The 12,463-nt window shown below is 75.5% G+C and carries 8 protein-coding genes; 6 read left to right on the forward strand and 2 right to left on the reverse strand.

The window, feature by feature from the left end; translation table 11 throughout:
* The first annotated feature begins 125 nt into the window (after positions 1–125).
* Positions 126–1,829, forward strand: a complete 1,704-nt coding sequence (locus D459_RS0121470; RefSeq protein WP_017595066.1) for a serine/threonine-protein kinase — start codon at positions 126–128, stop codon at positions 1,827–1,829.
* A gap of 134 nt (positions 1,830–1,963) precedes the next feature.
* The gene (locus D459_RS0121475; RefSeq protein WP_040710759.1) at positions 1,964–4,162 is read left to right on the forward strand and encodes a glycosyltransferase; all 2,199 of its coding nucleotides are present in this window, start codon (positions 1,964–1,966) and stop codon (positions 4,160–4,162) included.
* A gap of 203 nt (positions 4,163–4,365) precedes the next feature.
* On the opposite strand, the gene D459_RS0121480 is transcribed toward D459_RS0121475, so the two are convergent.
* A complete protein-coding gene (locus D459_RS0121480) occupies positions 4,366–5,787 on the reverse strand; it encodes an LCP family protein (protein WP_026120628.1) in 1,422 nt (473 codons plus the stop codon).
* 20 nt (positions 5,788–5,807) lie between these two features.
* Complete coding sequence (locus tag D459_RS0121485) at positions 5,808–6,614, reverse strand: TIGR03089 family protein (protein ID WP_017595069.1); 807 nt, start codon at positions 6,612–6,614, stop codon at positions 5,808–5,810.
* 175 nt (positions 6,615–6,789) lie between these two features.
* Here D459_RS0121485 and D459_RS36405 point away from each other — a divergent pair, with 175 nt between their 5' ends.
* The 4 genes from D459_RS36405 to D459_RS32355 all read left to right on the forward strand — a co-directional run bounded on the left by D459_RS36405 (position 6,790) and on the right by D459_RS32355 (position 12,427).
* A complete protein-coding gene (locus tag D459_RS36405; RefSeq protein ID WP_051065501.1) occupies positions 6,790–8,232 on the forward strand; it encodes a serine/threonine-protein kinase in 1,443 nt (480 codons plus the stop codon).
* Between the two features lie 75 nt (positions 8,233–8,307).
* Entirely contained in the window at positions 8,308–10,344 is a 2,037-nt protein-coding gene (locus D459_RS0121495; RefSeq protein ID WP_017595070.1) for a hypothetical protein, read from the forward strand.
* Between the two features lie 28 nt (positions 10,345–10,372).
* Entirely contained in the window at positions 10,373–11,302 is a 930-nt protein-coding gene (locus tag D459_RS0121500; protein ID WP_017595071.1) for a glycosyltransferase family 2 protein, read from the forward strand.
* A 3-nt stretch (positions 11,303–11,305) separates the two neighbouring features.
* Complete coding sequence (locus D459_RS32355; RefSeq protein ID WP_017595072.1) at positions 11,306–12,427, forward strand: glycosyltransferase family 4 protein; 1,122 nt, start codon at positions 11,306–11,308, stop codon at positions 12,425–12,427.
* Positions 12,428–12,463 lie beyond the last annotated feature (36 nt).

The raw sequence follows: 12,463 nt of genomic DNA on the forward strand, positions 1-12,463 counted from the left end.
CGGATACCCGAAGCTTTGGAAGGAGTTGCCGTGCCGGCTTGGTTCTCCCCCAGCACGCCACGACCCGATGACCGGCCGCGGGGTTCCGCGACGGCGGACCCGGACTCCCCCCTCGGGGAGGTGCGATGAAGCGGCGCGAGCAGAGCCAGACCGAGCAGCTGCGGCGGGCGCTCTCGGAGCGGGAGGCCCAGCTCTCCGAGGCGCAGGCGCGGCTGGCCGCCCTGGAGGGGTCGACCTCGCTCCAGGTCGGCCGGGCGCTGACCTCCGCGGCCAAGCGCCCGGGGCGCGGCCTGGTCCGGCTGCCCCGGGACCTGTTCCGGCTGTGGCGGAAGAACGGCACCACCGCCCAGGCCACCGGCCGGCGGCGCAAGCCCGACCCGGTCCGCTCCTATGAGACCGAGCGCCAGGAGGTGCGGCTGCTCAGCGGCACCATCGGGGTGCGCGACGAGCGGCTGGCGGTGGCCGGGGTGCTCTCCCCGGAGGCGGCCGCCGCGGTCGAGCCGTACCTGCGCGTGGTGCCGCTGCGCCCGCAGGACGCCCAGCCGGTGTTCGAGTCGGTCGACGTCGACCTGGTGCTGGTGACCGCCTCCGCGGCGCTGGCCGGCACCGGCGGCGCCTGGGCGCACACCGGGGACCCGGCCGCCGCCGACCGCACCCGCGCCCTGGCCTGGGTGCTGGAGGCCGCCGCGGCCCGCGGCGTGCCCAGCGTGCTGATCGCCGACGCCGCCGCGCCGCCCGCGCTGGCCCGGCTCCCCTTCGACCTGGTCCACCAGGGCGACCTGGGCGTCCCGCTGCACCGGTTCAACCCGATCGCAGCCGAACCGGAGCGCACCGCCGAGCCGGTGCTCCCGGTCCCGTACCGGCCGCTGAACGCGGTGGCCCGGCGGCTCGTGGCCGGCCTGGGCCTGCGCACCGCCGACCCGCACTGGGAGGACCTGCCCGGGCTGCTCCGCTCCTCGGCCGCGGTGGTCGCCGCGGACGGGGCCGCCGCCGACCGGGCGCTGGCCTGCGGCGCCCGCGCCCTGCTGCTGGGCCGCCCGGCCGACCGCGAGCGCGGGCCCTCGGTGCCCACCGACGCCTCCGCGCTCCACTCCGAGGCGGCCGCCGAGGAGCTGGCCCGGCTGCGCGCGGCCGGCCCGCTCGCACCGGACGAGGTGCGCGCCGCGCTCCGCTCGGTCTTCCTCACCGACGCCACCCCGGTCCGGCTGGCCGAGGTGCTCGGCCGGCTCGACCTGGCCCCGGGCTCCGGCGGCGCCGGGCAGCCGCTGGCCGGGCGGCGCACCGCGGTGCTCGCCGCCCCGCTGGACGACACCGAGTCGCTGGCGCTCGCCGACGACCTGCTCAAGCAGTCCCACCCGGCGGCGCAGGCGGTGGTCCCGGAGGAGGCCGCCCGGTTCACCGGGGTCGAGCGGCTCCGCTCGTTCGGGATCCCGGTGCGCGCCGTCCCGGTGCCGGAGGGCGGCGGGACGGCCCGCTGGGCGGCCCTGGCGCGGGAGGCCGACGCGCCCTGGAGCGCGCTGTGGCACGGCCCGCGCGGCGAGGCGCACCTGGCCGACCTGGTCTGCGCCGCGGAGTGCTCGGGCGCGGACGCGGTCGGCGAGGCCGCGGTGCCCGGCGGCGACGCGGTCCGGGCCGTCGGCGCCGACCAGGACTACGTCTTCGTCGGAGCGGTCCGCCCGGACCTGGTCCGCACCGCGCTGGCCGCCCGGGGGATCGACCCGGGGCTGTGGAACCGCCACGGCGCCCGCCTGCTGGCCCTCGGGCCGGACCGGGGCGCCGCCCCCGGCCCGGAGCAGGGCCGCGCGCACAGCGCCCCGGGGACGAATTGAACGGGGACGGGCCGCTGAGAGGAACGGCGACCGGGGCATTGGAAAGGGAAGACGTGACGAAGCAGGGACTCACGGACGGCCGGGGGGACGGCCGCGGGCGGCGGCCGCGCGCCCTCGTCTACGGCGACGTCGACATGAACATCATCGACGGCTCCGCGGTCTGGGCGCAGTCCATGGTGCAGGCGCTGGCCGCGGCCGGCTGCCGGGTGACGCTGCTGCTCAAGGCGGAGGTCTCCACCGACCGGCTGGTCGCCCCGCTGGAGGGGGTCCCCGGCGTCGAGGTGCGCCGCCCCTACGAGGAGAAGCTCCTGGCCGACCTGGGGCCGCGCGGCCTCACCCCGGACCAGGCGGTGGGCCTGCTGGCCGACCTGGACGGCAGGGACCGCTACGACCTGGTCGTGGTGCGCGGCCGCCGGCTGGCCGTGCTCGCCGCGCAGAACGAGGCGCTCAAGGGCCGGCTGTGGACCTACCTCACCGACGTGCCGCAGAGCGTCCCGGAGCTGACCGCCGGCGCGGTCTCCGAGCTCACCGACATCGCGGTGGCCTCCCGCTTCCTGCTCTGCCAGACCGAGGACCTGCGCTGCTTCCTGGAGTCGGCGGTGCCCGCCTCGGCCGGCAAGAGCGTGCTGTTCCCGCCGGTGGTGGTGGTCCCCGAGGACCTGCCCGGGCAGGCCGGGTCCGAGCGGGACGGCGCCGGCCGGGACGGGGGCGGCCCGCTCCGCCTCGTCTACACCGGCAAGTTCGCGCCGCGCTGGAACACCCTGGAGATGACCCGGCTGCCCGAGGTGCTGGCCGAGCGCGGGGTCGCCGCCGAACTGGAGATGATCGGCGACAAGATCCACCGGGACAACCCGGAGTGGGCCCGGCGGATGTCCAAGGCGCTGGAGGGGACCCAGGGGGTGCTCTGGCACGGCGGGAAGCCGCGGGCCGAGGCGCTGCGGCTGTCCGCCCGGGCCGACGTCGGCCTCTCCTGGCGCGACCCGGACCTGGACGCCAGCCTGGAGCTGTCCACCAAGGTGCTGGAGATGGGCGCGCTGGGGCTGCCGGTGGTGCTCAACCGCACCCCCGCGCACGAGGCGCTGCTCGGCGAGGACTACCCGCTGTTCGCCGAGCCCGGCGCGGAGACCGAGGACGTCGCCGACGTGCTGACGCTCGCCGCCGACCCGGTGGTGCGCGCCGAGGCCGCGGAGCGCTGCCGGTCCGCCTCGGCCGCGTTCGCCCTGGACCGGGCGGCCGAGCGGCTCGCCGGGTACCTGGAGCTCGCCTGCCCGCAGGGCCCGGACGGGACCGACCCGGCCCGCCCGCTCAAGGTGGTCATCGCCGGGCACGACCTCAAGTTCTTCACCCGGCTGGCCGACCACCTCACCGCGCTGCCCGGGCTGGACGTCCGGCTGGACGAGTGGGAGTCGCTGCGCGCCCACGACCAGTACCGCAGCAAGGAGCTGGCGGCCTGGGCGGACGTGGTCATCTGCGAGTGGTGCGGGCCGAACGCGCTGTTCTACGCCAAGCACAAGCGGCAGGACCAGCGGCTGCTGGTCCGGCTGCACCGGTTCGAGCTGTACGCGGAGTGGCCGCGCAAGCTGGACATCGAGAAGGTCGACGCGGTGATCTGCGTCAGCCCCTACTACGCCTCGCTCACCCGGGAGCTGGCCGGCTGGCCCGCGGACAAGGTGGTCACCCTGCCCAACTGGGTCGACGTCGACCAGCTGGACCGGGAGAAGCTGCCCGGCGCCGAGTTCACCCTGGGCATGATCGGCATCGCGCCGTCCCGCAAGCGCCTGGACCGGGCCCTGGAGGTGCTGCGCGAGCTGCGCCGCCGGGACCGCCGCTTCACCCTGGCGGTCAAGTCCAAGCAGCCCTGGGACTACTGGTGGATCTGGAACCGGCCGGAGGAGCGCGAGTACTACGAGCGCACCTACCGGGAGATCCGCCGGGACCCGCTGCTCGCCGAGGGCGTGGTGTTCGACCCGTTCGGCCCGGACGTCGCGGCGTGGCTGCGCCGGATCGGCTTCACCGTCTCCACCAGCGACGACGAGAGCTTCCACCTGGCCCCGGCGGAGTGCGCCGCCTCCGGCGGGATCCCGGCGGTGCTCTCCTGGCCCGGTGCGGACACCATCTACTCGCACCGCTGGCTGCACGAGGACACCGCGGCGATGGCCGAGGCGATCCACGGGATCGTCGCCGAGGGCCGGTTCGACGCGGTGCGCGGCGCGGCCCGCGCGGAGATCACCGAGAACTACGCGCTGGACAAGGTCTGCCGGATGTGGACCGACCTGATCGTCAGCGGGACGGCCCCGGAGCCGGTCTCGCTGCCGGAGCGGGTCGCGGTCTGACCCGCCCCGCCCCTCTCGATGATCTTGACGTTGCGGGGCCATCGAAGCGCTCTGATACCCCCGCAACGTCAAGATCATCGCCCTCCTCCAGGCGAAAGGGCAGGGGCGGGAGGAACGGAAACGGAGAGCGGCCCCGCACCGGGATCCCGGTGCGGGGCCGCTCTCGTGCCCCGGTCCGCGCGGTGCGCGCGGCGGAGGAGGGGTCAGCAGGCGGTCTTGGCGTCGGCCGCGCTCTTGCCCTCGACGTCCGCGCCGCCCCCGCCGCTGCTCTTGAACCCGTTCCAGTCGTAGGCGACGACCAGCTGCAGGGTGTCGACCAGCGCCGGGTTCTCCTCGGTGGTCGCGCTGTTCAGCTTGGACGCGACCGCCTTCGCCTCGGCCTCCTTGCCCGGCGGGTAGTAGACCGTGCTCTTCTCCGGCGTCTCGCCGAGCGGGTTGCCGGTGCCGGCGGGCAGGAAGCCCATCCCGGCCAGGCCGGTGGAGACCTCGTCGGCCAGGCCCGGGGTGTCGGTGCCGTTGAGCACCTCCACCGAGACGGTGGACGGCTCCACCTTGGGCGCCTTGTCGCCCTTGCCGCCGCCCTGGTCGTCCTCCTTGCCGTCGCTGATCTCGTCGCTGGCCACCGACTGCCACAGCTGGGTCGCCTTCGGCTCGCTCCAGGCGACCCGGTTCGGGTCGGCCGGGTGCGGGCCGTTGGGCACCGTGACGAACTCGATGTCGTTCAGGTCGACCTCGCGCATGGCGACCGCGATGTCGCCCATGGTGGAGACGGTCAGGCCGTCGTCGGTGCTCAGCGAGTCGGCGACCGAGCCGAGGAAGGAGTTGAGGGTGCCCGGGCTGGACAGCACCTCGCCGTTCATCACCTCTTGCAGCATGGCGCCCATGAAGTCCTGCTGCCGGTCGATCCGGGAGAGGTCGCTGCCGTCGCCCTGCCCCTTGCGGGAGCGGACGTAGCCCAGCGCCTCCTCGCCGTCCAGGGTCTGCTCGCCGGCCTCCAGGTCCAGGTGGCCGGCCTTCTCGTCCTGGATCGGCTCGGGGATGCACATGGTGACCCCGCCGAGCGCGTCGACCATCTCCTTGAAGCCGGTGAAGTCGACGCTGACGAAGTGGTCGATGTGCACGTTGGTGAGCTGCTCGACGGTGCCCCACAGGCACTGGACGCCGCCGCTGTTCATCGCCTCGCCGATCATGGCGGTGTGCGCGTCCTGGCCGGGCTTCTCGTCGGTGGGCTCGCAGGCCGGCATGTCGACGATGGAGTCCCGGGGGATGTTGACGATGGTCGCGCGGCCCTTCTCGGGGGAGATGTGCGCGATGGCCAGGGTGTCCGGGCGCTCGCCCTCGGCGTCGCCGTAGTCGGCGTTGTCGCCGCTGCGCACGTCGGAGCCGATCAGCATGATGTTCAGGACGCCGTCGACCCGGGTCGGGCGGTCACCGAACGGGTCCAGGTCGATGTTCTCCTGGTTGATCTTGTTGTAGATGTTCCAGTAGACGCCGTATGCGGTCAGCAGGCTGCAGATGAGCACGCAGGTGGAGACCAGGGCGATGATGCGGCGAGGCGAGATCGCCCGCCGCGCTGCGGCGTGACCCCGCGTGGAGCCGCGTGATGAGGGGCGTTTTCTTGGCATCGGGAACCAATGACTAGACGTCAGGACAGGACTCGGAAGTCGCCCGTCTTCGCGGGGGTGCCGGGCGGCGCGCCGATGATCGCGGTGGCGCGCTCCATACCGAGACGTGATTGCAGGTTAGCCGAATCGATACTCGGGGAGAGTACGAGCGGAACCGCGCAGGAGAGGGGAGCGAGGAGCGCGGAGAGGTCGCCGCCCAGCGCTCCGAGGGGATCCTGTGCTGAGGTGATGATAGCCACACGGTCATCGGATGTCAGCATCCACCTCTTTGCCGCCTCTTGGGCCGCGGCCACCAGGTCGGCACCGGAGCGGACGCCGTCCAGCTCCAGCGCCGGGTCGCCCGGTCCGGCGGCGCCGCGCGGGCCGAACGCGTCCGGGTAGGCCCGGACCTCGTCGGAGTAGTCCAGCGCGGCCGGCGGGCAGTCCGCCAGCGGAGCGCCAAGGGGATGCAAAGAGGCCGCGACCACCTCGCGCGCCGGCCCGTCCAGGGCGGCCTCCACCCGGGCCCCGTCGACCACCGCGAAGTCGGCCTCGGGCACCTCGCCGGGGCCGGCGGCGGGCACCGGCACCGTCCCGGTCGACCAGCAGGCCAGCAGCCACACCAGGCTCTGCCAGTGCACCGGCAGCGCCAGCGCGATCCGTTCCCCGGGCACCGCGCCCAGCCCGTCGGTGATCAGACCGGAGGTCTTGGCCACCCAGTTGTCGAAGGTGGCGTAGGAGAGCTCCACCCGGCCGCCGGTGCCGGCGTCGTAGGCGGTAGTGAACGGGCGGGAGGGGTCCTGCGCGGCGGCCGAACGCCACAGGGCCGCTGGAGTGTCCGGAGACAAGGAAGGAACCTTCGTTTCTGACGGGTCGCCCTGCGGGGGCAGGGGCGGGCGAGGTCTGCCACATGCTACTGCCCGGTCGGCCCCGCCCCGTGCGGGCCGGGACGCGGACCCCGGGGCCGCGTCGAGTACCGTCGCTCCCACAGGCCCTCTGCAGTGCGGGAGAGTGAAGAGACCAGTGAGCCAGGCACAGCCGCTCGGTCCGTCGGACCCCAGGGAGATCGGACGGTACCGCCTCCTCGGCCGGCTCGGTGAGGGCGGCCAGGGCGTCGTCTACCTCGGCGAGGACCCGGACGGCGCGCGCGCGGCGGTCAAGACGCTGAACCCGGCGGGCATGCGCGACCCCGGGCTGCGCGACCGGTTCGTCCGGGAGGCCGCGGCGGCCCGCCGGGTCGCCTCGTTCTGCACCGCCGCCGTGCTGGACGCCGACTTCTCCGCCTCCCCGCCCTACATCGCCAGCGAGTACGTGGACGGGCCGCCGCTCTCCGCGGTGGTGCGCGACCAGGGCCCGCTCACCGGCGGCGACCTGGACCGGCTCGCGGTGAACATCGCCACCGCCCTGGTGGCGGTGCACGAGGCCGGGATCGTCCACCGCGACCTCAAACCGGACAACGTGCTGCTGGCCGCGGGCGGGGCGCGGGTGATCGACTTCGGCGTCGCCCAGGTCCCGCAGGCGCAGGGGGAGCGCACGCACACCTCCATCGGCACCCCCGCCTTCATGGCCCCCGAGCAGATCAGCGGGGAGGGCATCGGCCCGCACACCGACGTGTTCGCCTGGGGCTCCGTGGTCGCCTTCGCCGCGACCGGCAGGCCGCCGTTCGCCGGGGACACCGTCGCCGAGGTGCTGAACCGGGTGGTCAGCGCCGCCCCCGACCTGGACGGCCTGCCGGAGCGGCTGCGCGCCCCGGTCACCGCCGCGCTGGACAAGAACCCGTCCCGCCGGCCGTCCTCGCAGGACCTGCTGATGGAGCTGCTGGGCCGGAAGAGCGCGCCGGCGGCGCCCGCCGCGGCGGCCGCCGCCGCGGCCACCGTCCCGGTCGGCGCGGAGGCCGCGCCCACCCGGACGGAGCCGCCCGCCGGGGGCCGCCGGACCGGGCCCGTCGCGGTGGTCGCCGTGCTCGCCCTGCTGGCCGCCGCCGCGGCCGGGGCCTTCTTCCTGGTCCGCGGCGGCTCCGGCGGGGAGAGACCCGGGGCGGAGGCGCAGGCGACGGCCGAGGGGAGCGCGGCGCCGGACGCCGAATCCGCCCCGCCCTCCCCGTCCCCGGAGTCCACCGGCGAGCCGATGCCGGTCCCCGAGTTCACCGCCGACTACGAGGCGGACTGGGAGGGCGCGGTCGACGGCGCCCTGTGGACGCTCCAGGTCGGCGAGGGCGACCGCACCGGGACCCTGGAGAACGACGACGATGACGACTGCTTCTACGAGCTCTCCGTGGTCGAGGGGGACACCGACCCGTCCGTCGGGCTGACCGCCGAGGTCACCGAGACGGGCCAGGGCGAGGAGTGCACCACGGCCCCGGCCGACACCGCCCGGATCACCCTGGACGAGGGCATCCTCTCCGTCGCCCTGACCGACGCCGACACCCCCGCCCTCGACCTCCGCATGCGCCCCGAAGCCGACTGACCCGCCTTCGCCCGGGACCGGCCGGGGCGGCCCGGGATGCGCGGTCGGGGGCGTGCGGCTGGCACACTCGGGCGCATGCCGTCCACCGCCTCCTCCGCAGCCGGGCGACTCTTCGCCCGGGTCACGGTGCTGCCGGCGGCCGCCGTCGGGGCCTGGCTGCTCGTGGCGTTCCCGCTGCTGCTGGCCGACCGGTTCGCGCCGCTGCCCGCGCTGCTCCTCGGGGTGCCCGCCGTCGCCGCCGCCGGATACGCGGTGTGGCGGTGGACCCCCGCCCTCCCCGAGAAGGACCCGCCCCGCTGGCCGCTGGCCGCGGTGCTGCTGATCGCCCTCGCGTTCACCGCGGTGCAGCTGGCCTACCACTCCGAGGCGCTGGTCATCCGGCGCGACCCGGCCTCCTACGCGCAGTACACCGTGTGGATCGCGCAGCACGGCGGGCTGCCGATCCCGCAGCACCGCGAGCTGATCGCCGGGGACGCGCCCGGGCTGAGCTTCGAGAGCCTGGCCTACTACGAGGTCGGCGACGTCATCTGGCCGCAGTTCCTGGCCGGCGCGCCGCTGGTGTTCTCCATCGGGTTCTGGCTGGGCGGGCCCGGCGGGATGGTGCTGGTGCCGCCGGTCGTCGGCGGCCTGGCCGTGCTGGTCTTCGCCGGCCTGGCCGGGCGGCTGATCGGGACCCGGTGGGCCCCGGCCGCCGCGCTGGTGCTCGCGGCGGCGCTGCCCGTGCAGTGGGCGGCCCGCTCCACCTACAGCGAACCGGTGGGGCAGGTGCTGCTGCTCGGCGGGCTGGTGCTGGCCTTCGACGCGCTCACCCGCCGCACCGGGCTGCGCGACCGGTGGGGGGTGCCGCACGCCCTGGCCGGCGCCGCCGGCCTGGTCTTCGGGCTGGGCCTGGTGGTCCGGATCGACGCGCTGCGGGACCTGCTGCCGGTGGTCGGCTTCCTCGGCCTGCTGCTGCTCGCCCGGCGCGGCCAGGCGGTCCCGATGGCGCTGGGGCTGGCGGTCGGCACGGGCTACGGGCTGGTCGCCGGGTTCGGGCTGTCCCGCCCCTACCTGGACCACCTCTCCGACTCGCTGGACCCGCTGCTGGTGCTGTGCGGCTGCGTACTGGCGGCCACCGCGGCGCTCACCGCCGCGCTGTGGCGGCGCGGGGTGCCCCGAACCGACCGGTCCCGGTGGCTGCCCGCGGCCGGGTTCGCGCTGGTGCCGCTGCTCATGCTCGGCTTCGCGGTGCGCCCCCTGGTGCTGCCCGCGTACGGCCACGGCGACCAGGCCACCGCGGACTTCGTCGGCCAGGTGCAGGCACTGGAGGGGGTGCCGGTCGAACCGGACCTCAACTACGGCGACCAGAGCCTGTACTGGGTGGTCTGGTACCTCGGCCTGACCACGGTGGCCGCCGCCTCGGTCGGGGCGGCGCTGCTGGTGCGGCGGATCCTGATGCGCCGGGACCCGCAGTGGGTGCTGCCGATGATGGTGCTGGCCTGGTCGGTGGCGACCACCCTGGCGCGCCCCGCGATCACCCCCGACCACCCGTGGGCCAGCCGGCGCCTGGTGGTGCTGGTGCTCCCGGCGTTCGTGCTGCTCGCGATCTGGCTGCTGGCCTGGGTGGCGCGCCGGATCCGCGAGCTGGACCCGGCCGGGGCCCGGTCCCGGCTGGGCGCCGCGGCGGTGCTGGCCGGCGTCGCCGCCACCGCCCTGCCGGCCGCGATCGCCTCGGAGGGCATCATGGGCTACCGCGCCGACGCGGGCAGCGTCGCGGCGGCGGAGCGGCTGTGCGAGGCCGTCCCGGACGACGCCAGCGTGGTGATGGTCGACGGCGTGGGCCACTACTACGGCCAGCTCATCCGGGGGATGTGCAACGTGCCGGCGGCGACCGCGAACGGACCCGACGCGGTGGCCGCCGCGGTCGCGGGCATCCAGGAGCGGGGCCGGGTGCCGGTGCTGGCCGCGACCGGCCGGGAGGCGCTGGAGTACTACGCCCCTTCGGACGCCGGGATCGAGCACCCCTTCCACGTCCGCGCCGACCAGGACCCGAGTACGCTGACCCGGCGCCCCTCCGGGGCCTGGCCGTTCGAGGGGGACGTGTGGATCTTCGTGCCCCCCGGCGGGAACTGACACCACACCCCATCCGCGAGGGGAACGAGTGACCCGGAACGAGACGAGCGAGGCGGGCGGCCCGGACGGCGCGCCCCGCGTCACCATCGTGCTGCCCTGCTACAACGAGCAGGCGCACGTGGTGCGCGAGGTGGAGCGGATCTGCGCGGCGATGGACGCCTCCGAGTACACCTACGAGCTGCTGGCCGTCGACGACGCCTCCACCGACGGCACGCTGGACCGGCTGCGCGAGGCCGAACCGCGCTTCCCGCACATGGCCGTCCTCGCCTTCGGGCACAACGGCGGGGCCGGGACGGTGCGCCGGATCGGCACCCAGCGGGCCCGCGGCGAGATCGTGGTGTGGACCGACGCCGACATGACCTACCCCAACGAGCGCATCCCCGAGCTGGTCGCGCTGCTGGACGCCGACCCCTCCACCGACCAGGTGGTGGGCGCGCGGAACCGGGAGGCCGGCACGCACCGCTTCCTCCGCGTCCCGGCCAAGTGGGCGGTCCGCAAGCTCGCCGAGCGGCTCACCAACAGCGAGATCCCCGACCTCAACTCCGGCCTGCGCGCGTTCCGCCGCTCGGTCTCGCTGCCCTACCTGCGGCTGCTCCCGCCCGGGTTCTCCTGCGTCACCACGATCACCCTGGCCTTCCTCTCCAACCAGCACCGGGTCGCCTACCTGCCGATCGACTACGCCAAGCGGGAGGGGCGGTCCAAGTTCCACTTCGTGCGGGACGCCTACCGCTACATCCTCCAGGTGGTGCGGATGGTGATGTACTTCAACCCGCTGAAGGTGCTGATGCCGCCCGCGCTGTGGCTGGTCGGCATCGGCGCGGTGAAGTTCGTCTTCGACCAGGTCCGCAACCCGCTCTACATCCCCAACAACACGGTGATGCTGCTGACCTCGGGGCTGATCGTGGGGTCGGTGGCGCTCCTGGCCGACCTGATCGTCCGCTCCCGGAACGGGGCCTGACCGGTGCCGGGCGCAGCGGAGCGGGTGGTCCTGGTCGGCCCGGCCCACCCCTACAAGGGCGGCGGGGCGCGGCATACCACCGAGCTGGCGCACCGGCTCGCCGCGGCCGGCCACCCCACCGTGCTGGAGTCGTGGCGGGCGCAGTACCCGGCCGCGCTCTACCCGGGCCGGCAGACGGTGCACGCCCCGGAGGGCGAGCCCTATCCGGCGACCCGGCGCGAACTGGCCTGGTACCGGCCGGACGGCTGGCTGCGCGCGGGCCGCCGGGCCGGGCGCTCCGCCGATCTGGTGGCGGTCGCCGCGCTCTCCCCGGTGCAGGTCCCCGCCTACCTGGTGCTGCTGGCCGGGGTCGGCCGCGCGGCGCGCACCGCGGTCATCGCGCACAACGTGCTGCCGCACGAGCGGCGGCCGGGCGACACCGCCCTGATGCGGGCGCTGCTCCGCCGGGCCGGCGCGGTGCTGGTGCACTCCGCCGAGCAGGCCGAGCTGGCGCGCGGCCTGGCCCCCGGGGCGGACGTGCGCACCGCCGAGCTCCCGCCGCACCTGCCGGAGACCGGGCCGGTCCCGGACCGGGTCCGCGCGCCCGGCCCGCCGCACTTCCTCTTCTTCGGCATCGTCCGGCCCTACAAGGGGGTGGACGTGCTGCTCCGCGCGTTCGCCGCGGGCGCCCCGCCGGGCGCCCGGCTCACCGTCGCCGGGGAGTTCTGGAGCGGCTCGGCCGAGCTGCGCGCCCTGGCCCGGGAGCTCGGCATCGCCGACCGGACGGACTTCCGGGAGGGCTACGTGCCCGCCGCCGAGCTGGGCGCGCTGTTCGCCGGGGCCGACGCCGCGGTGCTGCCGTACCGGTCCGCCACCGCCACGCAGAACGTCCTGCTGGCGCAGCGGCACGGCCTGCCGGTGATCGCCACCCGCACCGGGACCCTGCCGGACGCGGTCCGGGAAGGCGCCGACGGCCTGCTGTGCGCCCCCGGCGACCCGGACGACCTGGCCCGCGCCCTGGCCGCGTTCGCAGCCCCGGGCACGGCGGAGCGGCTGCGCGCCGGCGCGGCGGAGGCCGCCGCGGCCTCGGCCGCCCGCACCGACGCGCTGTGGGACGCCTACCTGCGCACCCTGACCGCCCGCTGACAGGTGTCGGTGCCGCCGGGGAGGATGGCGGGGCGC

Origin of the sequence: Nocardiopsis potens DSM 45234 (genome assembly GCF_000341105.1) — a bacterium.
In the GTDB taxonomy this organism is placed as follows: Bacteria; Actinomycetota; Actinomycetes; order Streptosporangiales; family Streptosporangiaceae; genus Nocardiopsis_A; species Nocardiopsis_A potens.